The organism is Paenibacillus sp. FSL H7-689, from assembly GCF_000517905.1.
In the GTDB taxonomy this organism is placed as follows: domain Bacteria; phylum Bacillota; class Bacilli; order Paenibacillales; family Paenibacillaceae; genus Paenibacillus; species Paenibacillus amylolyticus.
The window spans coordinates 301760-327119 of the sequence record NZ_ASPU01000066.1 but is presented as its reverse complement, the minus strand read 5'-3'; the positions used below and the strand labels follow the sequence as shown (position 1 = coordinate 327119).

Genomic DNA, 25360 nt, shown 5'->3' with positions numbered 1-25360 from the left:
TCCCTATACTAAAACAATTGTACAACTCATTACACACGAAACGATAAAGGGGATCTGGAACATTGAAAAAGAGAAATCAATGGCTCGCCGTTCTGTCGATGACTGCCATTCTTACCGCAGGAGCAACCAGCTACACATCCATGATTCATGCCGCTGACGCAACTAAAACCACCAATGATCATGTCGTACTGCGCACAGCCATCCAAAATATGCAGGGTACGGTCACATGGAACGGAAGCAGTCGCAGTGTTGATATCCAGATCGCAGATACTAAAGTACAACTTCCTATAGGAACGTCATCAGCCACCATCAACGGTGTGAAAACTCCTTTGGACAGTAAAAGCTACATCACCAAAGGTACAACGTATGTATCTCCCCAAACACTAAAATTAATTACGGATCAACTGATCCTGAAACAAAATAAAACCGGTTTTGAACAGACCGCATCGTTTCAGATGCTTGGTGGCAAAGCAGAAATATCAGCCTCTACGCCAGATGGACAGCGCCTGCTCGTAACCGAAGCAGACAATGGCAGCATTTCCGTACTGGACATTGCTGACTTGAAAAACATCAACGTATTGAAGACGGTCAGCTTCCATGACCTCTCCGCCAAAGCTGAAGTTACAAGCGTAACCGTGTCCAAAGATGGTAAATACGGTCTTGCTGTTATTCGTACAGGGGATACAGACAGCGAAGCAAACAAAGGGTTGCTTGCCATTGTGGATCTGACAACCTACAAAACCGTCAAAACGTATGAACTGGGCATTGGTCCTGACTCGATTGCACTGTCACCAGACGGTCAGCATGCAGTGATCGCCATAGAGGATGAAGAGCTGAATAAAGCTGCGGATGAAATTGACTATGCCAGCACCAAACGTCCGGGTAGCATTATGGTTGTATCTTTTGCTGGCGGGAACGTATTGGAGGGTGAGATCACCAACTTGCCGGTATCTCTGGACAATGTAGAAGGCGCCATCTATCCGCATGATCCACAACCAGAGTATGTTGCTATTAGTCCAGATAGTAAAACAGCAGCCATCACGCTACAGGAAAACAATGTCGTTGCCATCGTAGATCTGGAGACAAAAAAAATCAGCTCAATCTTCGCTCTGGGTACCACTTCACATCAAGCAGATCTGAAAGATGATGGTATCGTTCAGTTTAAAGAGACGTTGACCGCTCGTTATGAACCGGATGGGATTGCTTTCTCGGCAGATGGCAAATACCTGCTGACAGCCAATGAAGGGGATTTGGGCAAGAATGAATTTGAGGATGGTGTAAAAGCAGGCGGACGTAATATCGCTGTCTGGAATCTGCAAGGACAGCGGATGTACGATAGCCAGAACCTCATTGACGAGGCAACTGCCATGGTTGGCTTGTATCCCGATGATCGCAGTCCCAACAAAGGCAGCGAAGTCGAGAACCTGACCGTTGCTACTGTAGATGACACTACGTATGCAGCCGTAGCTTCTGAACGGGCAGATGCCATTTTGTTCTTTGATCTTGCTGATCCAGTCAATCCGGACTACCTGGGTCTGATTCCTACAGCCGGAGAATCACCAGAGGGAATTCATCGTGTTAACGGACGCAGCCTGTTTGTGAGTGCAGATGAAAGCACGGGAACACTTAGTTTTTTTGCCAAGAAATAGTTCGAGTGCCCTCGGTATGTAAAGGCTGAACTGAGCGGTGTCACGTTGTATTGAGTAGGTGGGGGCGAAAAGCCCCTATCCTCTCATACTATTGTACGCGCTATTCCACGTACCCACATATAATGCTGCAAAGGTTATCGACGCTTCATATTTTCCAATTCCCGCCTGTTCCGCTCTACTTCCTCTTGTAACACTCGTACTTCCATCCTTAATGCGGATACTTCCTCTTTGACGCCAGACCTCTTCATCCCAAGATAGAAAACCAGATATAATACAAGACCAATCATAATAAAGAAAATTAATAGCGTTATAATACCTGCAATACCAAAATTACTAACTCCATCCATAATGTACGTTTTCCCCTTTCCCATATCCTATTAATTTATATTTACAACAATACCATATTTAAGTATAACGAACAGTACAAAAAGCCAAGAGAGCATGCTCCCTTGGCTTACATTATATCTATATATACCTTCCTATCCGGTGATCCTTATTCCCAGAAGAAACGGCCTGCGAACACTTTTTCCGTCAACAGTTTATACGTTTCTTCAGGCAATTCTTTTTTCATCTTTGCCATAACGGCGTCTTTGCCTTGATTATATTGTGTGGACATGCCAATTTCTGCCGTTGTATTGCTTGCATCCAGACGCATGATTGGGGCTTGAGCATCTTTCGTCCAAGGTGTCCATGCCGCTAGATCAGGTGATCCACCCGTACCTGGATTGCCTGTGTACAGGAACTGCTTCAGATAAGCTGCCATCGCGGCGGACAACTGATCACGTCCTGGTTTGTTTGTATCGCTAAAGTACCCATCAGGGAAATAGGCAGCAATTCCGTCTGCGTGTCCTGTATAGAAGTCCATATCCGCACCATGTGGTGCGCCCAGTAACGTGAGCAAACGCTCAGAGATGACCCCAGGTTGTGTGCCCCATGCAAAACGATACGCATATACCGGTGGCTGACCTGCTTCACTGGTCAATTGCTCCGCTACACGCTCTGCATTAAAGCCTGCATAAGCTTCGCTACCGTATTTCAACGCAGCAGCATATTGTTCCGCCTTGGTTTTATCAGTAAACAGAGTCTCATCCGTGATGGATGGAGAGAAGTTTGGATCACCGAAGGCAAAACCAGAGAACTCCGTTTCCAGGCTGCCGAGCAATACAGGTACTTTTTTATAACTGCCATTATTGATGGCGTCAAATCCTTCTTTTGGAATCACTGTGCCATCACGGAACAGATGCGGGAATGGGTCCATACGGATTGCCGTTGCACCAAACGCTGTGACCAACTTGTCCGCAGGCAGTGCACGCAGGTAACTCTCCAGCTGTGCCTGAGATTGCTTGCCAATCCATGCTTTTGCTTCTTCTGCATTAGCCGCTTTCCCCTCTTGCACGAGTAGCTTCACAAGCACATCCTCGGATTTTTGCTCGCCTTCTTCCGGTGATGCTGTCGTCAATCCTCCACTGAAAGCAACTGCTTTTTGATACAGTCCTTTGCTAAGTGGCGAGATCAGAGTTGCCAGAACATCACGTGCACCAGCAGATTGTCCGGCTAATGTAACATTGCCTGTATCTCCGCCAAATCCTTCGATATTATCCTGCACCCACTCCAATGCACGGAATGCGTCAAGCAGACCATAGTTACCTGAGTCATCCAGGGCATTCCCTGTTTTCAGTGCTGCATTCTCGAAGAATCCAAGGGCTCCCAAACGGTAATTCACTGAGATGATAATGCTGTTGGTGCTCCGTGCAAGCTGTTCACCTTGAAAATCTTTACCTGATCCGGTCATATTCCCGCCGCCGTGCAGGAACACCATAACCGGAAGTTTCGAACTGGTTGTGTCGGGACGCCAGATATTAAGATACAACGAATCTTCGCTTCCCGCTGTAGTCTTGCCGGAGATCTGCAAGCTGTTCGCTGCAAATTCCTTAGCCGATCTGGTTCCTGTCCATGATTCCGGTTCTTGCGGGGCTTTCCAGCGCAGTTCACCTACTGGCGGTTTCGCGTAAGGAACACCAAGCCAGCCGAGCGTGCCATATTGCTCATAGGTTTTGCCATCAATCGCGCCATACTTGGTCTGTTGCACCGTTTGAGGTTGGAACGCTCCAGCTTCTTTATGTTTCAACCAGTTCTGTTCCAAAGTTCCACTGCCATTCTTGAGCTGTATCTGCAAAGCCTGTGCGGTTGCCTCTGCCATCAGGCGGTTGGTAAGTTGACTCGCTCCCTTCCCTTGAAGCGCCTTGATTCCTTTACCAGCCGCATAGGTGGAAGCAGATCCCTGCTCATAATCCGTACCTGCTTCATATCCAAGCACCTTCAGCAGCATCTCGGCATAACCTTCCGCTGTAAGGGGTGCATTAGGTTCAAACTTCTCCGTTCCTGTTACGATCTCAGACACATATGGATGCTGCTTCAAGTAACCAACGACCGGTTGTAATACTTTTCCTGCCTGAGCCGCATCGTCATACGTTTCCGATCCCTGATAAGCGAGTGCTTCTTTCTCCAATCCGGACAAACGCAAGTAAAGTACTGCGGCCTGAATGCGTGTAGCCTTTTTGTTCAGATAAGCTGCATTAACACCTTGACCGCTGCCGCGAATAAGCTCGGATTGGATCAGCTTGTCCATCGCTGCAGAAGAAGTAGGTCCTGTATTGCCTGCTGCATAAGCTGGTAGAGCGGATACACATAACCCCAGAATTGTTGCCACTGCAATCGAACGTTTAATGGTTTTCATGTCATAAATCTCCTCGCTGTCGAATAGTGTGTGATGGGATAAGTTCATTGGAATGTCCATTTGAGATGCGTATCTAAGAATCAGTATTCCAATGTCTGGATGAGTCTATATCTAAATTTATGAAAAAATTAAATCTGCTGCGCTCCTTTCTGCTCGAAATATCTGCTACGGCGCTTGCGGTCATGCCATCAGGCATTTTTTTATATAAAAAAACCTGAACCGAAGGCAAACAGACATCGCTTTAGCGTGGTCTACTGCCCTCAATTCAGGTTTTGCCTGCAATCAGTAACAACCCTGAGGAATGAGGTTCATTCCATATGAAAATGTAAACGCAATCAATCGTTTGATGAACAAACAACCAACGAATGAACTGACACAGGTATTGCCCTGAACACGGTTACAATCCTGTTGTTATGGTGATGTTAGCACATAATGTAAGCGTTCGCAATATCTTTTTTTAATCGTCAATATATCTCTCTGAATGGGTAACATTAAAAACAAGCTCTGCAAGTTCCATATCATATCGAATCGGAACCTACATTGCTTCGGGTATCTGCCCAGCCAGAAGCCCATATATATTGAGCATGGCGGTCGCTGTGCCCAGAGGTTGTAAGCTTTAATCATACAGAACCGCCGACATAACAAAACAGGCCATAGGCGCATCCACCTATGAACCTGCTCTGATATAACGTGATTTGCGTCAAATTTGTAGAATGAAATGTTTTTTTATTCCTGTAGCTTGCTCACTTGCTCAATCAGGCTATCCAGCCCCTTGTCGACCAGATAAGGTCCATAATTCCAATAGTTGCGAGAAACATTAATGATCCGATGATTTTTGATCGCAGGAATACTCTGATACACCGGCTCATTGAATAGCTCCATCATCTGCTCCATCTCTTCATCGTCCATCTGAGTGAAGAAGTAGTCTGCAGGTTTATCCGCCAGCTTCTCCAATGAGAGCACGGTTCCACCATCTGCATAGGCTTTGTACTGTTCAGGCATAACAAATCCGAAATCCTGGTATATCAACTTGCCCAATGTGCCGCCTTCTCCCCCAAGTAATACCTCCTTATTGTAGATAACGAAGGACATGGCCGTTGTTCCCGGTTCAATATTGATGTTCAGTTCATCCCGGATCCCATTCAATTTACTTTCGAAAGTAGCAATCCATCGCTCTGCTTCCTCTTTTTTATCCATAATCTCACCCATCGTTCTCAGGGTGTTGATGACATCTGGGTCACCGCCCCAGGCTACCGTAATCGTAGGCGCAATTTTCTCATAGGTGCCGATCACTTCCGTGCTTGTATAATCAGGTACGATGATCAGATCTGGCTCTAGATCCGAGACCACTTCTACGTTCCCCGTTCCTGATCCGATATCCGGTACATTAGCCATCTCTTCCGGGTACAGATCCAGTGTTTCCTTGTTGGCACCCGCCGGCTTCATTCCGAGTGGCAGCAAATACCCCCCATATGTGATCACAACCGGTTTGGCTGATTGGGCTGGAATCTCAACCGTTCTCCCCGATGCGTCGGTATACATTTTGGTTGCAGGCAGTGAAGCATCTTCATTTGCTGTTGACTGTGGATCAGCTCCTCCCCCGCAAGCTGCTAATAGCAGGGATAAACTAAATAATAAACTGACCGCCAAAGTAGGCTTAAAACGAACATTCAAGTCATTCACGCTCCAAGTGTTGTATTGATAATGATTATCGTTATTATCAATATAGCGTTGTGTGAGTTCTCCAGCAATGAACGATTCAGACTTCTTATTAGTACGATTTGAACCTTTAAACAGATGACTGTGCATTTTATATTGAGCAGGAGTTTCTCCCATCATTCGTTTGAAGATTCGGCTAAAGTAGTACAAATCTTTATATCCAACGCTCTCAGCCACATCACGAATCTGAGCCTCTGTCTCTGTTAGCAATACTTTGGCTTGGTTCATCCGGGTTTGGATGACGTATTCCATCGGACTGCAACCGAATTTTCGCTTGAATACCCGTGCCAGATAATGACTGCTGTAATGAAATTGGGCCGCCATATCCTCCATGGACACGGGATGTGCGTAGTGCTCCTGAATGTATGCTGCAATCTGCTCGGCTAATTCTGGAGGATCAGCTATCTGATCACTCGCCTGCTTCCATTGACGAAACTGTTCGTATACAAACTGATACAACAGTCCTGTAACCTGCAACCTGTCCAATTCTTCGCTGCTTGCCCAGCATTCATGCATTCTCTCCATTATGGGAATTAGCAACAGCGGATATGTTGCTGCAAAATAATACTGCTGCGGGGAAAATTCATACTCTTGTTGTACGTTTTCTACTCTCGACGGGTCGGTACCAGTGGAGCTTGGCTGGGGTTTATATAAAATAAGATAATATTCCAAGGGGAGATCCAGACAATGGATATGTATAGTTGTGCCTTTGCCAACATGCAGAACCTGCGTCTGGTTGGACCTGAGCTTTTCTTTACCCAAATGAACAATGGCTTCTCCTCTGACCATCAGCAAAAAAGCATGGGCTGGCAAAACATACGGCTTAATTGCCTGTCCCGGCTTCAAGACCAGATGACGAATGTCCATGAGCTTCACCTGATTTTTATTCCACCACTTAATGGCTTCTGACCATTCTTTCATTACAAACCACCTCAAAGCCGATCATTAGACGAGGGGCATTCCCTAGCCCGATTTTCTCCTTAACATACAAGAGTGGTCCTCATTTTGTCCAGTTCACCTGAATTCCAGCATCCTTCACTAATCGTAAATTTTACATATAGTTAACCCATTTCATACGTTAGTTTAGCAATTGTTGTATACACTTGGTTTGGGATACCAACTATACATATATTCTAGGAGGATGCATTCATGTTAAACCGGTTTAATGTCCGTGCAGCCAAAATGATGCTCGCGGTGACAACAATTGTTACGGCTACACTCGGAGGAAGCAGTGCAGCGTGGGCTGTGGAAGATACCACCTCAACGACATCTGCATCACCGATTAAAAATGTGATTATTCTGATTCCTGACGGTATGGCTAACGATGCTACCGCTCTGGCTCGTTGGTATAAGGGCTCGTCCCTGACACTGGACTCCATGGCAAGCGGCATGGTTCGGACTCACTCCGCCGATGCGCCGATTGCCGACTCAGCTCCTGCCGGAACCGCTTTTGCAACAGGTTATAAATCTCATACCGGATTTGTTGGTGTACTGCCGGACAAGGCTACGATGCCAGGGCAAAAGGCGATTGCTCCTGGAGACGAAAGAAAACCTGTTGCTTCCGTACTGGAAGCATCCAAACTGGCGGGTAAAGCAACTGGCATTGTCGCTACATCCGAGATTATGCACGCCACACCAGCGGATTTCTCCTCTCACTATCCGGACCGTAAAAACTATGATGCACTCAGCAAACAGCAAGTCTATAATGGCATGGATGTTGTGTTGGGTGGAGGTAGCAAATATCTTGAGCCAGCCGGACGTAAAGACGGTGAGAATCTGATTTCGTCCATCAAGGCACTGGGTTACGATTACGTCACTACACCAGCTGCAATGAAAGCATCCGATTCGAACAAGCTATGGGGTATGTTCGCGCCAGCGGGCATGGCTTATAATATGGACCGTGATCTTGCAAAACAGCCAAGCCTTGCCGAGATGACATCCAAAGCCATTGAAGTTCTGTCCAAAGACAAAGACGGCTTTTTCCTGATGGTCGAAGGCAGTAAAGTGGACTGGGCAGCTCACGCCAATGATCCGATTGGCATTATCAGTGACGTGCTGGCTTTTGATGATGCCGTAAAGGTAGCCATGGATTTTGCCAAAGCCGATGGAGAGACTGCCGTTGTGGCTGTTACGGACCATGGTAATGGTGGACTCACCATTGGTAACAACGCAACTAGCGGCACATACGATAAAGAGCCGTTATCCACATTTATCGGACCTTTGAAAAAGGCCAAACTGACAGGCGAGGGCGTTGAAGCGAAGCTGAATGCCAAGCGTACAAACATCAAAGCAGTGATGAAACAATACTATGGCATTACCGACCTGACTTCCGAAGAGATTGCCACCATTAAAGCGGCCGAGCCAGGCAGTCTTAACTATGCAATCGGTCCAATGATCAGCAAACGTGCAGGGATTGGCTGGACAACCGGTGGTCATACAGGTGGAGATGTTGTGCTGTACACGTATGCTCCGAACAATGACCGTCCATTCGGTGTAATCGACAACACGGATGTAGCAAAGTATATGGCACGTGTACTGGATCTGGATCTCGACAGCGTGAGCAAACAATTGTTTGTACCTGCCAAACAAGCATTTACGGCCAAAGGCGCGACGTACAAACTGGACCTGACGGACGCCAAAAATCCGAAGATCCTCGTTACAAAAGGCAACACCAAACTGGAACTGCAAATCTACAAAAATATTGCACTGGTGAACGGCAAAAAGACAACTTTGGAGGGTGTCATTGTGTATAACGGTGTAGAGGCATTTGTACCCCAGACGGCCGTTGATCTGATTCAATAATTCGTTAGAACTACTGGAACCACAAGGAGATTACACCATCTGGCTGCCGAATATTTCGGCAGCTATTTTATTGTTTACTGATAAGGAGTAGGTTCCTGCTAACACCTATCGTATAATGAACGTAACAAAAATACATACCATGCAAGAAAAAGGAGAGATTCACCCATGTTGATCAAATTAAACTGGATCACGCTGAGGGTCAGTAATTTGGAAGCTTCACTCGGGTTCTACCACGACATGCTTGGACTTCCAATTCAGCGCAGATTCGAAAGCCGTGGACGGCAGATTGCAATGCTCGGCATGGAGAATGAAGCCAAGCTGGAACTGATTGAGGGCAGTGAATCCATTCTTAAACCAGAGGCTGGCGTGTCGATCGGTTATGAGGTGAACTCGCTGGATGAAGCCATGGAAAGACTGGCAGAGCTGAATATTCCGATCGTGCGTGGCCCCATCCAGCCCAATCCGCATCTGCGGTTTATTTACATTACAGATCCAGATGGCTTCGAGGTGCAACTCTCAGAGCATGTCTAATTAGGCGAGTGTAACTAAGCACTAAGTGTACGTATCAGGATGATCAGTTGTGTGTGCAAGTGTGCAGTCAAATCAGATGCAAGCTCACACCTACATCGGGCAGCGCAAGCACGTTTTTTGTCTGTTTACAACTTCATGCGGCGCATCAGCGGCACGCCTACGCGATTCAACAACCGATCAAGCAGCAGCCAGCACCAGCGTCTGCTCCACGGAAGATGGCGCTCATACACAGCGGAATATTCAAAATCCGCCACAGCACCGCGATTGCGTTTGAACTGCGCAGCCCCGGCGCTCTCATGTAACAGATGCCCGTTTTCGCGAGCCTGTCCGATCAGACAAGCTGATAACATGCGGTATAGTCCGACGGATTGGGGCACCGCTGTGTCGTAACCAAACAACGGCGTTGTCATGATTCCATTTCGGCAGAAATAACCCATCACCGCGTCCAGGCACCCTTCCTTCCGCAGTCCATAGAGTCTGAGTGTTCCTGATGCCAACGCAGCAGCAATGAACCGCTCAGTGAATTGCGGATTGTGATAGGAGTACTTTTCAAGGTATAACAGCTTGTACAATTCCACAATTCGCGGAATATCTGCATCCGTCATATCTAATTCGGAAACGAATTCGTATCCATGCTTGCCCAATAATTCGTAATCCCGCTTCAACAGCCAACGTGACTTCGAGTTGCCAAAATTCGGATCATGCGCATGGTACAGGTAGATTTGTCGGCTCGGAATTAGTCGACACCCCACTTCCGTTAGCCTCACCGTCAGATCGGGATGAAGTCCAGGGCACAAAGAGCGAAACACAATGACATGTTCAGGGTATCGCTCTTGTACCGCTGTAAGCAAACATTCTGCTTGTTCACCGGACATGGCTGGATACAGATTGGTGGACAACAACCAGTTGTTCACATGCACAACTTTGTTGATTTGCGATTGCTTCATTCCCCAACCTATTAGACTGAGCAGCACAGAAAGACCTTTTTCCAACACAGGCTTCTGCAACATGGTCAATTCTTGCTTGGCGTAACTCACATAATGCGTATATGGCGAACAAACGTAAGCATTATCATACTCTGTATCATTCACCGTCAACGGAATAACGAGATCATCAATCCGGGCGAGCAACAATGTCGTTTCCACGTTGGACATAAAGCTTCGGGTCCCGTCCAGCATCATAGGTTCCAGATAGGCTCTGGCATATCTTCCATCCTCCGTATCGGGCCAGTCCATGCCTTCGAACGATTGCTGATCATACAGCTGCACGCGTGCAGTTCGATTATCATTCCTAACTTCATATGTACGGTCATCGTAGGCCGAGCTGTCTTTCATTCCTTTATTCTTCAACCTTTTACTCCCCCATGAGGTAACATCTTCTTTTAACTACCATTTACATTGTTAGTTCTACTCTCTTCATACTCTATACAACACACTGTATAGGAAAAAAATGTCGGCATCAAGCTGTTTGGAAGATGAAAAAAAAGCCCGTCCAGTACGCTAAATACGCACCGACAGGCTCTCAACTATTAATTATTAATTTTTGTTCTCAACGGAAGAAACCTGATGATCCGAGACTAACTCATTCAGGTCTACAATCAGTTGCTCCAATTCTCCAAAGCTCTCTACCATCTTCTGTGTCAGGTTACGTTGTTCTTCCATGCTCGCCAGAATCTCTTCTGTCGCTGAACTGGATTGCTCCGTTACACTCGAAATCTCGGAAACTTCATTCACAACTCTGGTGGAAGATTCCTTCATTGTAGCCGAACTAGTCTCGATATCTGTCGCTTGATTCAACACATGCTGAGAGTTGCTGTTGATCGTACGGAATACTTCCTCTGCTGTATGGACGCTATCTCTTCCTTGTTGTAACGATAGACGAATACGTTCGAATCGATCTGTCAGTGCCTGCGTCTGTCCTTTTAATCGAGACAGGATGGTTCCGATATCACTTGCGGACTGACCCGAGTTCTCTGCCAACTTGCGAACTTCCTCTGATACAACAGCAAACCCGCGTCCATGCTCACCCGCACGAGCGGCTTCAATGGCTGCATTAAGCGCGAGAAGGTTGGTCTGACTCGCAATATCCGCTATGCTGTTCAGCATAAGCGTCATGGATTCACTTTCCTCGTTGAACTTTCGCATGTCATTTGCAGTTGTATTGATCGTTTCATATAGATCTTGCATCTGGATGTTTAGCTGGTCCATCTGTGTGCTTCCAGTTTGCGTGCTCGTTGCCATACTTGCGGACAACTCTTTCATCTGCTGGGAATAGGACGCAACGTCCTTGATATGCTGATCCGACACAGATAAGGATTCCGAGATCTCGGCTACACTGGTCGCCTGGAACTCAACACCTTTTGCAACCTCACTGAACCCAAGCGTCACCTCATTGGTGATGGAGCCAGTCGCATTCACTTTTTCCTTCAATTGATCTGTATAACGTGATAAACCTTCGACCGATTCCTTCACACGCTCCAGCATGGTTTCCACTCTTTGTTTAGAGTGCTCCACCTCATTCTGGCGCACTTCACTTTCATGGAAGAGCCTTTGATTCAGCTGTGAGACCAGCATCAGAATGGCCCCCGTGAGAGCGAATAGTCCCACATTAACGATATTACCTATTAGCTCAACAGAGTCAACGGTATTCATAACAAATAACTGAAGAACACTGTTGACTAGTAATACCGAAAATCCAACCACAAAAAATTTCTTGTTAGGAAATAACAGTAGAACTGCCGTTATAACCAAACTTAAGGCAAAATTGACCGTTCCCCAACCGACATAGACTCCACATATTGTAAGTAATACAGTAATCAGCCATGGAATGAGATGAATATGTTTCTTTTTCGCATTAGCGTATGTAATCCAAACTACAAAGACTAGAGCTACTCCATTGGACACAAGTAACTTCGGCATCGTAAAGGCCAGCCCCATACCAATGGCAATAATAATCCACAAAATGATACCGATTAATTTGTTCCTTTTCCAAATAATTTCGTCCATACGATCCATGTATACCCCGTCCTTTTAAGTAGGTTAAATGTGAGTTGTAGGGCCTTTCTGTACTACATCTAGTAGTCTTTGGTCCTGCTTATGTGCAAATCGCAAATACGCAGCGCCTTAGCATAGTACATATTAACTTCATAAGTATGAAACCAGCGCTACTTTATGTATATCGGTATTCAACATTTAAAATGAATATGAAATATAAAATGATATGTAAGCATATCATTTTACAAATAAAAAAGGTCTGTCTCATGCGTTATGGCGCACAAGACAGGCCTTTGGGTCGTGAAAGGATGTGCAGCAACTATTACTTTCCGAATACAAGTGTCGTATTAGAGGAGCCTGCATACTTGGTGACGAACTCACGCGCGTAGCTGGCACTTTCTACCTGATAACTGTAATTGGAGCTTGGTCTCCAGTTCGTTTTAGGAGAAGTCGGACTATTAAGCGCTGGTGTACTTCCCGTATCCGTAAACTCACCTTTTCCCTTGTCATCCAGGATGCCACCCTTTTCAGCGCCAGCACCAAAGTAGTTGTTTTCGGAATAAATCCGTGCTTTTTCACCAATTGTGATGGCCTGGTTAAAGTTATTTGCATAGTTGTTTTTGAGATGGAAGTAACCATATCTTAAAAGTCCAGGACCACGTACATATAAGTTTTCGAAGTAATTGTTGGACATTGTCACATGAGGTACCCCATTGTAACTGCTGTTACCATCATTCGGATGACCGAGGATAACGCCATACTTATGGTTAGCAAATTTGGAATTGCTAATCGTAATATAATCGGCGCGATCACCAATATACAGAAGTTTGTCCAAATCACTACCACCAGAGCTGTAGCTGTGACCAGCAAACGTCACATGATCAATCCAGTAATTGGAGCCTGAAGTGATATACATCTGGATATCATCATTGGCATTAATATTGGAAGCGTGTTCAAAAGTCAGATTCTGAAAGATCACATTGCTTGAACTGCTTGTGGATCTGAAATGAATATTCGTTAATGTATGTTTGCCAAAGGAACCTACAAGTGTCTTGTTCGCTCCGAATTCAACCTTTTGCAGCGTGGAGGAAGAAATATTCTGTTCAACGACGACAATCTTAGCTGTAGAGCCCGCCATATGTGTTCTCAAATCATTGAGATTACTAACGTAAACCACCTGACCGTTCTTGCCACCTGTCGTAGCCGACTTGGATACACCATTTTCATTCTTGGCACTGCCTGCAAAACCAGTCAACCCGTTCGTACCTGTGTTTGGATAACTGGCCGCACCATATGTAGACGGGGCTGTGGAGACAGTTAACAACAATAGAGTTACAGCGAGTAAAAGCATCGAAAATTTCTTCAAAATTTCACCATCCTTTATAATATTATCCTCAAAGACAACTCGATTATATCGTGTAACTTTGGCTGTGACAATACAAAAATTGCAAAAAGACAACAATTATCACTTTTATGCAACAGCAGATCAGATATAGTGAAAAAACGTAAAACCAGGCCATTTTTTTACACAAAATAGAGCCGCTAATTAGCGGCTCTATTAACGAGTACTATGTGATCCAACTTGGAACTGATCCACCCTTGGATCAGTTCCTAAAGCCTCTGACGAAAAACCATTCGCTTGCGGATAATAATATGTCACGACTTCTGATAGCTGCGGCGGAAGGCGCCAGGTGTGATTCGTTCCAGCTTCTTGAAGATGGCTCCATAATAGCTGGTCGATTCGAAACCGACTTGACGAGCGATATCCTCCATCCCGCGTTGCACATTATCGAGCAGCAGTTCCTTGCTTTTGTTGACTCTTACCTGATTAACATAGCTGATGGGACGAATACCTGTCGTTTTCTTAAACAAATGACAGAAATATTCTGGTGTGACACAGATCAATCCAGCCAGCGTTGGCAAAGTGATCTCTTCAGCATAATGCTGTTCAATATAGTCCAGAACCGGTTTTAATCGCTCATACTGCTGCCCGACCGTATCGCTGCCCTCAACAGATACGCGTTGAATAATCTCTGTCAATAAGGTATAGAGAATGGCGGAGCAGGCGTAATTGCTTAATGTCTGCTCTTGTGGTGTTAAGGCAGCTTGCAGCAACTCCCGCATTCGGGATAGAAGGTATTCAGGTTGTGCAAGCGTGTATACGCATGTGTCGACAATGCCAACGGTTTCAAACAAGCTTGCTGACCCGTTGCCATCGAAAATGATCCAGTCGACTTCCCAACTGTCGGATAGCGCATAGTATTCGTGCTTCTGTCCAGGGAATAACAGCATGCCCATACCTGGCTTGACGATATGTTCCGTTTCACTGAGCTTGAGCTTACCCACACCGCTGCGGCATTGTATCCACTGATAATCCTCAATGCCTTGGTCTCGGCGTATATGCTCCTGTTCATGATGCAGGCCGATGCCAAGTAAATAAAAAGGGAGCAGCTTGTCTCGGGAAGATAACACCGGAAAATTACGATTGGGATGAGGCATACGGCTAACTCTCCTAATCTTAATATTGTTATATCATATTAATTATTTAAGATATTCACTCGAATTAATATAACATATAATCGCAATATATTGATAAATAAAGGAGATCACAGGATGACAATTAAGATCGGAATTGATTATTATCCAGAGCAATGGACCCCGGAGTTATGGGAGAAAGATGCCATACTTATGCAACAGACAGGGGTTGCAGTTGTGCGAATGGCGGAGTTCGCCTGGAGCCGAATGGAACCGACTGAGGGTAATTATCAGTTTGAATGGCTGGATGCGGCCATAGAAGTATTCGCTTCGAGTGGTATGGAAATTGTGTTATGCACTCCCACCAATACCCCGCCAAACTGGATGACAACCCGTTATCCGGATGTGCTACCCATGGATGAACAACGCCACATCATTCGGCCAGGTGTGCGTGGACATCGTTGCAACAACAGCCCTTCCTTGAGAATGCTGGGCTCCAAATTTGTGGAAGCGATATCACAGCGCTACGCTAAGCATCCCGCCGTTATTGGCTGGCAAATCGATAACGAGATGCACTACCAGGAATGCCATTGTGATACATGTAATCGTTCGTTTGTCGCTTGGCTGCAAAAGCGTTATTCCAATCTGGAGGAGTTGAACCGGGAGTGGGGTACGGTCGTCTGGAGTGGTGAGTACAGCAGCTGGGCTGAGGTAACAACGCCACTCGGTGCCAGCAAACCGATGAATCCTTCCTATCTTCTGGAGTACAAGCGATTTTGTTCTGACAGCGTAGGCTATCTGCTGGGATGGCAGCTTGAGATTTTACGCCGTAACTGTCCAGGCCAATTTGTGACGCATAACATGTGGCAATATCCGAATAGCCTGGACTATTATGATATGCACAACGAATTGGACTTCGTCTCTGTTGATTATTATCCGAATGAGCTGTATCGCGATTATGGCGATCGGTTTCCGAGGAACGGAGCGCTTACGCTGGACTTGGTTCGCGGCATCAAACGCCGGAATTTCTGGGTAATGGAACAACTCAGCGGGGCACAGGGCGCCTGGATGCCGATTCAGCGCACGCCCTATCCTGGACTGATCCGAGCTCGCTCCTGGCAGACAATCGCTCGCGGTGCGGATATGGTTGTCCATTTTCGCTGGCGGAGTGCTACCGTCGGAGCGGAACAGTTCTGGCATGGGCTGATCGACCACAGCAATGTTCCTGGACGCAGGTTCAGGGAGTTCGCGGAACTTACTCGCGAGGTGAACCAGTTAGGAGAACTCTTGGCCGACTCAACCATTGTTACCCAGGTTGCTATTCTGCATTCGCATGATCAGCACACAGCGCTTTCCCTTCAGCCGCAGGCGGAAGGGGGAATGCACTACTTAGACAACTTGTCCTCTATGCATAATGCATTTCTGAAAATGGGCGTCGGTACAGACGTTATCAACTGGACTGAGGAGCTCGATGGGTACAAGCTGGTCATTGTCCCTTCCCTCTTCCTGTTAAGTGAAGAAGTAGCACAGCGGCTGGAGCGATTCGCAGCCAAGGGTGGTACGGTTGTCCTTACCAATCGGACTGGCGTGAAGAACATGAGGAATGTATGTGAGATGTTGCCTCTGCCGGGGCTACTGGGTGAAGCGGCGGGTGTTGTCGTAAGTGAATATGATGCCATCGGCAACAGTGAGCATCGGATACGGAACGCGGAGGGCAAGACATTCGCTGCGAAGCAATGGTGTGATCTACTGGAACTGCGAGGGGCAGAGCCGATCGCCTGGTATGACAACGACTTTTACGAGGGTGTACCGGCAGTTACTGTCAATAAGTTTGGTGAAGGTGAAGTGTATTATGTCGGCACTTGGCCGGAGCCATCGTATTTCTATCAGTTGTTTGAAGGCATATTGAAGGAAAAGGATTTGGCGGCCAAAATCCAGTTGCCGGAAGGTGTCGAGCTGTCGATTCGAACGAAGGGGGAGCAAAACTTCCTGTTTCTGATCAATTTGACGAATGAGCAACGAGAGATTACGCTGGACGTTCCTTATCGCAGCTTGTTGACCAGCGAGAGGTTGGATCAGAAGTTGACCCTTCCAGCTCTGGGAGTAGATATTTTAACTGTATAAGATCAGCCGTTTTCATATTTAAAAAGGGATGTCTCACAAGGCTTACGACCTTGAGGGACATCCCTTCTTTGCTTTCACTAACACCTAATCTGAATAAGAGTATTGCCAGTTAGTTCATCTTATTTGATTTTGATTTCCAGTTCATCATTCTTGGCTTCCTGCAAATCATCATAGACCTTATCTGGTTTACCACTAAGTTTTAATACCATGGACTCTGGATGGTCCAACAGATTGCTACTGAAAGAATACATCATTCCATCTTCCGATCCGCTTCCACCTACCATGGATAACTTGGTCTGCTTCCCATTACGGGAGGTCGAAATGATCTCGATAGGCCGAACAATCTCGTTGAGCGACAACTTCGTTTTGTAATCAATTTCTTGATCAGGTGCACGGACAAATTTGACCCGAGTTACCAACGGAGACACCTCCACCTCCGACAAAAAGACCTCATACCCTCCAAGAGTAAAAGTCCGATTAACGTTAATGACTTCCGTTTTGGGGATAGAAAACTTGGGATCCAGAGGGAAAGAAACATTCATTTTTTTGGAGAATTGATATTTTCGTTCCTTCTCCCCGTTGCCTGTATAATCCACCACATCTGGTACAACTGAAGACAGCTGGAATTGTAGATTCACTTGATCAGGCAATGGTTTATTTCGATTTCGATCAATTGTACTTCGACCATACACTATATGCTTATCCTTCGAAAAATACACACCGCCTGAGCTTCCGTTGTCAAGCAAATCGCCTGTCAATGCATCCGTCATCTTCATATTGACAGTCGAATACATCTCCTGCGAAGCATCCGTTTTGGCAGTATACAATACCGTTATTCTATTCTCATCTGCCATAACTGCATTCACAGTAAACGCATATATGCCCGATGTAACCGTCTGATCTACAAGTTGCACATACCCATTATTAATTGCTGATGTTATCGTGGTTTTTTCCACATCGGTTGCCAACTCACGAAAGGGTTCAAGTACTCCCCAATGGGTCACAGGCTCAGTATATGTTGCCTGCTCTTGACCATAACTCCCAAGCGGACCTAAGAGAAACCAACCCGCAGCCAGAACCGTGACCAGCACTGCCGTGATCCATTTGACACGAAAGGTCCTACCTGATCTTTTTGTTCTGGCCATCGCGAGACCACGTTGAATTGCAACAGTCGTATCCGCCGGATTCCATTGCTGTTTCTCTCTTTTCACCTGATATGCATCTGCAAGAAGTGCTTTCTCCTCCGGGTTAGTGGTCATGCCAATCCCTCCTATTCCTCATCAACTTGCGCAACTGCTGGAGCCCCTTGTGCTGCCAGGTCTTGATCGTCCCTTCCGGTTTGCCGAGGATGGAGGCAATATCCGTCAGTGTCATGTCGTTATAATATTTCAGCAATAATACATGGCGATATTTCGGTTTCACCTTTTGCAAAAGAGATTCCATAGCGATTCGATTATCGTCAACGCTAATCATCCATGATGCCGGAATACTGTCCTCCATATCCTCCTTCGCCAGAGGTGTTGCCCGCTTGCGGCGCCTCTGTTCATCGATGCAGACATAGATCAGAATCCGAATGATCCAAGACTTGAACGCCTTCTCATTGTTCAGCGTACGACGTTTGATCCAAGCTCGGCACGTCATCTCCTGTACCGCTTCCAGCGCATCTTGCTGGTTACGCAGATAACTGTAGGCAATGGAAATGAGCGTATCTTGATGTTCCATAATAGATTGCACAAATGCCGTCTCGTCTTCGGTCTGTACATAGATCCTCTGGTTCATCTCTGCTTTTGTTTCCACCCCGCATCCCTCCTTCTCTCTCTTTCTGTGGTATAAGACGGGTGAGTGAAGCAAACGGTTTTTAATATTTGTTCATCATAAAAAGCTCCGCCATCATCATGAGGGAGCTTGATTACGTAAAAATTCGGCCGCCGATATACTGAATTACGTACACGCATGAACAATCCAAGATCAACTAACTTACAAATTGCCGGTGACTTCGATCCCGTCGGCCAATTGCAGATGATTTCTCACCCAAGTGGTGAACCGATTCAAAAAAATCCGTAATTCTGGCTCTGCAACCACCTGTTGATCCAGCTCTGATAAAATCCCCACCCACACTTCCTTCGTAATCGGATTCTCCCAGCAGGGATCAAGTGCCTTCATCTCTTCTCCAGTTCGCGGGTCAGTTAAGGGAAATGTGCGATCCAATGCGGGACGAATATAGTCAAAGTCTTCATTATATATGAACAGCATGTCTTCCATCTCTACTTCAACCGATTCTTCTATATATAAAGGGGATAAAACAAAACCCACATTCCGCTGTGGATCTTGATACTGATACATGAGCGCAGGAATTGTTCTCTTTGATTTTTTAGCCATATATGCTCCTCCTGTTTCAGGCAAATCTCTTACCGCTCAGAGTTCAAACCAGATTAAACCACCATCAACCTGTCTGGTTTCTTGCTCCATCTGATGCATCCAGCTCCGCGCCTCTTCACCCCAGATATGAAACAAACAGTAGATATACGAATCCCCATCCACAATCTCTTCTAACCCGGAAGCCTTTTCTATCCACACTTCAAGGGCTCTAGGCCAGGAAGGATCTTCACGTTTCAATACAAAGCCGTTGGCTTGGTGTTCCAAACTATACACTTCGGTAAATTTTAATGAACTTGCCAAACACTTCACGGCTTCAGGTAAAATCGCAGGCTCCGTTGTTCTAATCCCATATTCCCAGCCCATATGTACAACCTCCTTCAGACTTCGTTCGCTCCAGATTGTTGCTTTTGTTCATGCATTTGATGGATCGAACGATTCAACCACAACTCGTACCAGTCCAGAAAATGTAATCGATTCGTATTGCCCCAATACTGATCAGCATAGATTCCATTGCGGTTAGCCCGGTCATCAACCCAGATCTCTCCGTAGGAGGCTCCCTTAACAATCAGATTCATGGAGATGCCACAGCCAAAATCACTGATGCGCAGCATGCCTGCCGACCATTTTGGATCAAAATATTCATGTTCCAGCGCTTCCCATTCCTCTTCTTCCTTGCTATCATCGAACCAGTCATAGTTCCAGTTCCATGCTTCCGTGAATTGGAAAGGGTCCGAGATCGCATTCAGCTCATCATTATAACCCAGCACAGCGTATACGCCATCATCCGGGTTTTCCAGACCATAATAAGGTCCTGTACCACCCGTTCCCATATGAAGAAGCCATACCTTATAGTCCTCCGGCAACTCAATTCGCCATTTCTGTTCAAATTGCGTAATATCCTTCTGGGTCCACACAGACGCCATTTCATATTCATGGTTTTCTGCACCAAACAGCTCCAGATCCGGGTCCAGACTTCGGAGAGTGATCAACTTTTCACGCATACGTTCCAGTTGTACACTGTACATGGCCTAACTTCCCTCCTTTGCTACTCCATTACGTTTGTTCCACGGCGTACCCGCGTTGCTGTAACTCATCCAGTGAGGCTGCCACATCTCGCTCAGGACACAACTGCTTAATCAGTCTGGCGGTCACCGGTTTTCCTTCATATACATCAGCTACGGCTTCCAACGGCAGATCCGGCAAGTCATAGTACCCTTTGGCCCAATCAACGTAATCTACCGGGTTCTTCTCCAAATATCCCAGTAAAAATTCTGCGCCACCTCTGGCGTCCGCTTTGTCTTCCTCGGCCATCGCCATCTGAATCCAATTACCAACCTCCCATGGCAAGTCGTCCCCTTCCTGCCATAGGCAAAAGGTCACATCCTCCAGATCCAATGTTTCCTCCTGATCTCGCAGTACAGCCATCAACGTCTCCGGTACTTCATCGTACATGCCCGGGTAGATCTCACCATCCTCACGAGCATGCGGGCTTAAAGGTGACTCATGATCAAATCCTTTGATCAACGTGCCTGAGTTCGTAAACAAGACATGCAGATGATCACCTGCGCCGTTATTGATGCTTCCCCATGCCACACCTGGCTGAAGTTCAGCTTCATAATGATGTACGCGTAACCATTTTTCCTCCGAAAAGATGATATCCAACGCAGCGAGCATTCTCATTTGTTTACGCAGGGCATCTGCATTCATCATTGTTATCTCGTTCCATTCCTGCATATGAATCCCTCCTGTTCGTATATGTACACTATATCCGGATTAATTCATCCAGCGTGTTATTTCCCTGAATACTTGGTGTCATGACAATGGTGATCCGACTGGCTTCTCTGGAGACGATACACGCATAATTTCCCGGCTTTAACTGAAACAGAACCCCTTCACACGTCTCATCCGGCTCCAATTCACCGCCAGTGACATCATCCGCCGCTCCCAGATAGACGTGCCCAGACGGAACTTGCAGATGATACACCTTTTCCCGTTCCGCTGCGTGATCTGGATCTGAATCCTCCTCCACATCCTCCAGGCTCCATTCCACCTCATACACTCCATCCGCACCCAGATTCAAGAACAGACAATGACCTGCATTCACCTCAGCCAGCTCATCCACTGGAATGGACCACCAGTCCGAAGTATCCTCAAGCCGATGTTTTAACGCTGCCAGATCATACAGGCACAATGTTGCCGTATCTGTAACCATTTGAAATGTTCCTCTCATATTCACCCGTCCCTTCTGTCTGATCCAAGTCTGACCTCAGAAATATATTCCATCATTATATCAAGCCTGATACACGTGTAAAAGGAACCCATGGACCATCTCTGCTTGCGCAACTCTTCATTTCTCGCTCCAAATGGTCGATATAAGCATAACTGACTTTTTTTGAACCTGATGGAGGAAGCCAAGCCATGTCAATTAACAATAGAAAAGAACCCTTTCGATACACATTGAAGGAACCGATCCACTTTGAGATCTATATTCTCAGCATCAACGGGGTTAACGCGCCAGCCAAGCCCATTCAGGCTGAACTCTGTGACATCAGTCGATCCGGCTGTCAGCTGTCATTTCCGCTATCCCTTCCTGTAGAGAATAACGATATTCGGATTGGAATGAATATGCTGCTTTTTGAAGACCCTCTATATATGGAAGGCACTCTCCGCTGGGGTCAAGAAAAAAATACCTCATGGCACTATGGTGTTCAACTCGAAATGCAGGATGGGAACCAGGACCGTCTCTCTAGAGAGATGCGAATGCTTGCAGGACAAGGCAAAATTATCGTGAAATAGTTAAATAGCCTTAAAACCTGTAACAAAAACAAAAAAACAGCCCAATCAAATTGGACTGTCGCAAGATGAAACTCTTTATGCCGCTTTACTAACTGTCGCTGGTTGTTCCATTTTGGACCAGTTCACGGTTTTTTCAAGAACCAGTGAAACCAATACCCCTATGACGAGACCATTACTTATGATCGGAATGAGGTACATGGGCAAAGTTTGAAAGGCCTCCGCAGGAATATTCATGACCGCAACTCCCGTGAGGACCGGCAACGCTACACGATAGATCGTTTTAGAATTAAACGTCGTACCTTCAAGCGTTCTAAGTGCCGTGCCGAACATCTGAAGATAAGCCACGAACAAAACCGCACTGCCGACGCTTGGTGGTATTTGTGCAAAAAATGCTGTCACTGAAGGTGTAAGACCTATCACACATAACATCCCCGCTCCAATAATCAAGGCAGCACGACGCAGAATGCGAGTACTCTCCAGGAACCCGATCGATGATGCAAATAAACCAAAGGGCAGCACACCTACACAGGCTGACAACATCGTGAACAGACCCGTTAGCGCATAGGAATGCCTATACTGACGACTTGTTGTTTCTGTCCGGTATAGTTTCTCAACTGTGCTTAATGTGGTGATCGAATTCGTCATGTTCACCAGTCCCACGAAAAATGCAGTAATGACAATACCCGGTTCCCATCTGGGCGCTCCCCACGGAAACAGTTCGAGACCAGCCGGGGCCTGATTCGGCTGTCCGCTATGTTGTCCAGGAAACAATAGACTATAAGCGATCCAGCCTGCCACAATCCCAATCAGGATCGCGTAGTTCCCCAGTTTCCCCCTACCCTTTAATTGAATCCATGCCACCAAAAATGCAATGACAACGGACAATGCGGCAACAGGCAGATTGAAGCGGCCAAACTCCGTATATCCAATCATACCTTTGAAAAAATTCATGGTTAATTGAATCGTCATTAGAAACAACATGGCACTCTTCACCATGGGTGTAAACAGCTTTTGCAGCACTTGCGCCGCTCCCAGCCAGCCCAGAATCACCATCGTTAATCCCGCTAACAGAAAACCTGCAGCCAGTCCACCGCCAATACGCTCCAGACTCATACCGGCCGATGAAGCAGATACCGTCAAACTTAGCGTCAATCCCCACCATAACCCTGACGGACCATCCATAATCGCATATCGATGACCAAATACGGCTTGAAGAATACACACTGCTCCGGTAAGGATAAATGCGTGCTGCATGGAGGTAGCGATGGCATCCGGAGACAAATGAAAATTATGTCCAATGGATAGCGGAACAACAACGGTATTGGTAAACAGGAAGAAAAACCACTGTATACCTGCCAAAATCAGTGAAGATACGTCCTTCATATTCTTTTGTAAAAAATGCTCTTGATGTCTGTTCATTCGTTTGGAATATCCTTTCACTGTTCTGTATCATAAATGTATAGCCTTTTCAGACTTGGGTTAATAGTCGTTCCATCTCGGCATACCGATGCCGGCTCGCATGTGCAAGCGGTGTAATCCCGTCCCGATCCGCAATCTTTGGATCTGCACCATATTGTAAAAGCAAGGCAACAATCTGCTGGTGACGCGGCCCACCATCTCCCAAAATGACCGCTTCCAGCAAGGCTGTCCACCCCAGGTTGTTGATATGGTTCACATCCACATCACTGCGTGTCAGCAGAAGCTCCACAATGTCCACATGGCCCCGATCCGCTGCTGGGATAAGAGCTGTGCCGCCAAAACGATTTGTTAACCTCGTATCTGCACCTGCTGTAATCGCCAATTCGACCATGTCATACATACCCTCAGCACTCGCGTATAACAGCAGGTTGTCCAATCGTGCATCCCGAAGATTAATGTCGGCTCCGGCGTCCACTAACATCCTTGCCGTGTCTATCTTGTTACCGTGCACCGCTGCCAGCAGAGGTGTCCGCCCCAATGTATCCCGTTCGTTCAACCGGTTACCCTGTTGTGTGATAAATCGAATGACCTCATCGGTATGGCCCGCTTGAGCAGCATCATGTATTGTTCTAACCACGTTGTTTTATCCTCCAATTCAAGGTCTTTCTCATGCAGTAATATTCATATAGAAACCAAACCCTGTTAGTCAGGTATGCAAATCTAATGTATGGTAACATAAGATCGTAGTATATTAAAAATACATGTTTTGTTGCCTTTCCATACGAATTACATATACATTGCAGGCGAAGGAGAACAACCACTTGGATATCAAACAATGTCGCTATTTCATTGCCATTGCTGAGGAGAAACAGATTACAGCAGCAGCTCGAAGACTTCACATGGCTCAGCCACCCCTAAGCCAGCAGCTTAAGTTAATGGAAGAAGAGCTTGGCGTGATTCTATTTGAACGCAAAGGACGTATGATGGAACTAACGCAGGCGGGTCGCAGCTTCTATGATTATGCGGTTACCTTGACCAAATATATGGAGGAAGCTGTAATGGAGATGCAAAGTTTCCGTCACGGCATACGGGGCAAACTCGCCATCGGCATCAATACCATATCGGATCGCCTGATCCCGCAAGCACTGCAACAGTTTCGCACCACCCACCCACAGGTTACCTATAAAATTCAACAAAATGAATCTGCGCAATTATGCCGATTGCTGGAAGATGGCAAAGTTGAACTTGCCTGTGTACGCATGCCTGTCCAGACTGAACGTTATGAGGTGCTGCATCTGCCACAGGAGCCGCTCTTCTATATTTCTTCGATACCACTAGAAAGGCCGACAGAGATGGGACCAGGAGCGGAGATGGGGACTTATTTTGAGCAGCTTACAGGTATCCCTCTACTGCTTCCAAGCACAGAAGGACTCGGTATGTTCGAGCTAATTTTGGACAAGTTTCGGGAGCATCAGGTTACCCCCTCCATCATGGGTGAGTGCTCAGACATTAATATGTTACTCGAGCTGGTCCGACTCGGCTTCGCCAGTTCCATCGTGCCTCACACGGTACTACACCTATATCACGAGCACCCATTCCACGTATATCGCATCCAGGATCAGCATTCCACGGTCGGTTCGGCGCTGGTCTGGCTGCAGAACCGTTATCTGTCCAAGCCTGCACAACACTTTGTGCAACTGGTGCAGGGTATGCTTCCCGTGTAAAAGGCTATAAGC

At 46.5% G+C, this 25360-nt stretch carries 22 protein-coding genes; 6 read left to right on the top strand and 16 right to left on the bottom strand.

What is annotated here, in order from left to right; translation table 11 throughout:
* The first annotated feature begins 62 nt into the window (after window positions 1-62).
* On the top strand, window positions 63-1649 hold the full coding sequence (locus tag C170_RS29665) for a choice-of-anchor I domain-containing protein (RefSeq protein WP_036617405.1): 1587 nt from the start codon (window positions 63-65) through the stop codon (window positions 1647-1649).
* Between the two features lie 134 nt (window positions 1650-1783).
* Here the strand turns inward: C170_RS29665 and C170_RS29660 are convergent, their stop codons facing one another.
* The 3 genes from C170_RS29660 to C170_RS29650 form a co-directional block, all read right to left on the bottom strand.
* Window positions 1784-1996: a hypothetical protein gene (locus C170_RS29660; protein ID WP_036617403.1), complete on the bottom strand. Its 213-nt coding sequence runs from the start codon at window positions 1994-1996 to the stop codon at window positions 1784-1786.
* A gap of 146 nt (window positions 1997-2142) precedes the next feature.
* Window positions 2143-4386 (bottom strand): carboxylesterase/lipase family protein, encoded by a 2244-nt coding sequence (locus C170_RS29655; RefSeq protein WP_036617400.1) that lies wholly within the window; start codon window positions 4384-4386, stop codon window positions 2143-2145.
* Window positions 4387-5112: 726 nt separating this feature from the next.
* Window positions 5113-7026 (bottom strand): AraC family transcriptional regulator, encoded by a 1914-nt coding sequence (locus C170_RS29650; protein WP_036617397.1) that lies wholly within the window; start codon window positions 7024-7026, stop codon window positions 5113-5115.
* A gap of 228 nt (window positions 7027-7254) precedes the next feature.
* On the opposite strand from C170_RS29650, the gene C170_RS29645 reads away from it, so the two are divergent.
* Both C170_RS29645 and C170_RS29640 read left to right on the top strand, forming a co-directional pair.
* A complete protein-coding gene (locus C170_RS29645; RefSeq protein ID WP_036617394.1) occupies window positions 7255-8907 on the top strand; it encodes an alkaline phosphatase in 1653 nt (550 codons plus the stop codon).
* Between the two features lie 165 nt (window positions 8908-9072).
* Window positions 9073-9438: a VOC family protein gene (locus C170_RS29640; RefSeq protein ID WP_036617391.1), complete on the top strand. Its 366-nt coding sequence runs from the start codon at window positions 9073-9075 to the stop codon at window positions 9436-9438.
* A gap of 125 nt (window positions 9439-9563) precedes the next feature.
* Here C170_RS29640 and C170_RS29635 read toward each other — a convergent pair whose 3' ends face one another.
* The 4 genes from C170_RS29635 to C170_RS29620 all read right to left on the bottom strand — a co-directional run bounded on the left by C170_RS29635 (window position 9564) and on the right by C170_RS29620 (window position 14930).
* Window positions 9564-10787: a GNAT family N-acetyltransferase gene (locus C170_RS29635; RefSeq protein ID WP_081746085.1), complete on the bottom strand. Its 1224-nt coding sequence runs from the start codon at window positions 10785-10787 to the stop codon at window positions 9564-9566.
* Between the two features lie 186 nt (window positions 10788-10973).
* Complete coding sequence (locus C170_RS29630) at window positions 10974-12452, bottom strand: methyl-accepting chemotaxis protein (RefSeq protein ID WP_036617389.1); 1479 nt, start codon at window positions 12450-12452, stop codon at window positions 10974-10976.
* A 301-nt stretch (window positions 12453-12753) separates the two neighbouring features.
* Complete coding sequence (locus C170_RS29625) at window positions 12754-13797, bottom strand: pectate lyase family protein (RefSeq protein WP_036617386.1); 1044 nt, start codon at window positions 13795-13797, stop codon at window positions 12754-12756.
* Window positions 13798-14087: 290 nt separating this feature from the next.
* Window positions 14088-14930 (bottom strand): AraC family transcriptional regulator, encoded by an 843-nt coding sequence (locus tag C170_RS29620; protein WP_036617384.1) that lies wholly within the window; start codon window positions 14928-14930, stop codon window positions 14088-14090.
* Between the two features lie 114 nt (window positions 14931-15044).
* On the opposite strand from C170_RS29620, the gene C170_RS29615 reads away from it, so the two are divergent.
* A complete protein-coding gene (locus tag C170_RS29615; protein ID WP_081746084.1) occupies window positions 15045-17030 on the top strand; it encodes a beta-galactosidase in 1986 nt (661 codons plus the stop codon).
* A gap of 119 nt (window positions 17031-17149) precedes the next feature.
* Here the strand turns inward: C170_RS29615 and C170_RS29610 are convergent, their stop codons facing one another.
* The 7 genes from C170_RS29610 to C170_RS29580 all read right to left on the bottom strand — a co-directional run bounded on the left by C170_RS29610 (window position 17150) and on the right by C170_RS29580 (window position 21639).
* Entirely contained in the window at window positions 17150-18289 is a 1140-nt protein-coding gene (locus tag C170_RS29610) for a DUF4179 domain-containing protein (protein WP_036617383.1), read from the bottom strand.
* The gene (locus C170_RS29605; RefSeq protein ID WP_307720268.1) at window positions 18279-18827 is read right to left on the bottom strand and encodes a sigma-70 family RNA polymerase sigma factor; all 549 of its coding nucleotides are present in this window, start codon (window positions 18825-18827) and stop codon (window positions 18279-18281) included. The genes C170_RS29610 and C170_RS29605 overlap by 11 nt, the downstream gene beginning before the upstream one ends.
* Before the next feature lie 180 nt (window positions 18828-19007).
* Entirely contained in the window at window positions 19008-19409 is a 402-nt protein-coding gene (locus C170_RS29600; protein ID WP_036617381.1) for a hypothetical protein, read from the bottom strand.
* Between the two features lie 36 nt (window positions 19410-19445).
* A complete protein-coding gene (locus C170_RS29595; RefSeq protein WP_051447478.1) occupies window positions 19446-19772 on the bottom strand; it encodes a hypothetical protein in 327 nt (108 codons plus the stop codon).
* 14 nt (window positions 19773-19786) lie between these two features.
* A complete protein-coding gene (locus C170_RS29590; RefSeq protein ID WP_036617379.1) occupies window positions 19787-20434 on the bottom strand; it encodes an SMI1/KNR4 family protein in 648 nt (215 codons plus the stop codon).
* Window positions 20435-20462: 28 nt separating this feature from the next.
* Complete coding sequence (locus C170_RS29585) at window positions 20463-21143, bottom strand: hypothetical protein (protein WP_036617377.1); 681 nt, start codon at window positions 21141-21143, stop codon at window positions 20463-20465.
* A 28-nt stretch (window positions 21144-21171) separates the two neighbouring features.
* Entirely contained in the window at window positions 21172-21639 is a 468-nt protein-coding gene (locus C170_RS29580) for a DUF6386 family protein (RefSeq protein ID WP_036617374.1), read from the bottom strand.
* A gap of 188 nt (window positions 21640-21827) precedes the next feature.
* Here C170_RS29580 and C170_RS29575 point away from each other — a divergent pair, with 188 nt between their 5' ends.
* Window positions 21828-22205: a PilZ domain-containing protein gene (locus C170_RS29575; RefSeq protein WP_036617371.1), complete on the top strand. Its 378-nt coding sequence runs from the start codon at window positions 21828-21830 to the stop codon at window positions 22203-22205.
* A gap of 75 nt (window positions 22206-22280) precedes the next feature.
* Here C170_RS29575 and C170_RS29570 read toward each other — a convergent pair whose 3' ends face one another.
* Window positions 22281-23624 (bottom strand): uracil/xanthine transporter, encoded by a 1344-nt coding sequence (locus C170_RS29570; protein WP_235200860.1) that lies wholly within the window; start codon window positions 23622-23624, stop codon window positions 22281-22283.
* Window positions 23625-23673: 49 nt separating this feature from the next.
* Entirely contained in the window at window positions 23674-24261 is a 588-nt protein-coding gene (locus C170_RS29565) for an ankyrin repeat domain-containing protein (RefSeq protein WP_036617369.1), read from the bottom strand.
* A gap of 184 nt (window positions 24262-24445) precedes the next feature.
* Here C170_RS29565 and C170_RS29560 point away from each other — a divergent pair, with 184 nt between their 5' ends.
* The gene (locus C170_RS29560; protein ID WP_036617367.1) at window positions 24446-25348 is read left to right on the top strand and encodes a LysR family transcriptional regulator; all 903 of its coding nucleotides are present in this window, start codon (window positions 24446-24448) and stop codon (window positions 25346-25348) included.
* Window positions 25349-25360 lie beyond the last annotated feature (12 nt).

Excerpts from the sequence above, each read along its gene's own strand:
- C170_RS29660 (WP_036617403.1), bottom strand. The coding sequence starts at position 1,996 with ATGGATGGAGTTAGTAATTTTGGTATTGCAGGTATTATAACGCTATTA.
- C170_RS29655 (WP_036617400.1), bottom strand. The coding sequence starts at position 4,386 with ATGAAAACCATTAAACGTTCGATTGCAGTGGCAACAATTCTGGGGTTA.
- C170_RS29650 (WP_036617397.1), bottom strand. The coding sequence starts at position 7,026 with ATGAAAGAATGGTCAGAAGCCATTAAGTGGTGGAATAAAAATCAGGTG.
- C170_RS29645 (WP_036617394.1), top strand. The coding sequence starts at position 7,255 with ATGTTAAACCGGTTTAATGTCCGTGCAGCCAAAATGATGCTCGCGGTG.
- C170_RS29640 (WP_036617391.1), top strand. The coding sequence starts at position 9,073 with ATGTTGATCAAATTAAACTGGATCACGCTGAGGGTCAGTAATTTGGAA.
- C170_RS29630 (WP_036617389.1), bottom strand. The coding sequence starts at position 12,452 with ATGGATCGTATGGACGAAATTATTTGGAAAAGGAACAAATTAATCGGT.
- C170_RS29620 (WP_036617384.1), bottom strand. The coding sequence starts at position 14,930 with ATGCCTCATCCCAATCGTAATTTTCCGGTGTTATCTTCCCGAGACAAG.
- C170_RS29615 (WP_081746084.1), top strand. The coding sequence starts at position 15,045 with ATGACAATTAAGATCGGAATTGATTATTATCCAGAGCAATGGACCCCG.
- C170_RS29610 (WP_036617383.1), bottom strand. The coding sequence starts at position 18,289 with ATGACCACTAACCCGGAGGAGAAAGCACTTCTTGCAGATGCATATCAG.
- C170_RS29600 (WP_036617381.1), bottom strand. The coding sequence starts at position 19,409 with ATGGCTAAAAAATCAAAGAGAACAATTCCTGCGCTCATGTATCAGTAT.
- C170_RS29595 (WP_051447478.1), bottom strand. The coding sequence starts at position 19,772 with ATGGGCTGGGAATATGGGATTAGAACAACGGAGCCTGCGATTTTACCT.
- C170_RS29590 (WP_036617379.1), bottom strand. The coding sequence starts at position 20,434 with ATGTACAGTGTACAACTGGAACGTATGCGTGAAAAGTTGATCACTCTC.
- C170_RS29585 (WP_036617377.1), bottom strand. The coding sequence starts at position 21,143 with ATGCAGGAATGGAACGAGATAACAATGATGAATGCAGATGCCCTGCGT.
- C170_RS29580 (WP_036617374.1), bottom strand. The coding sequence starts at position 21,639 with ATGAGAGGAACATTTCAAATGGTTACAGATACGGCAACATTGTGCCTG.
- C170_RS29575 (WP_036617371.1), top strand. The coding sequence starts at position 21,828 with ATGTCAATTAACAATAGAAAAGAACCCTTTCGATACACATTGAAGGAA.
- C170_RS29570 (WP_235200860.1), bottom strand. The coding sequence starts at position 23,624 with ATGAACAGACATCAAGAGCATTTTTTACAAAAGAATATGAAGGACGTA.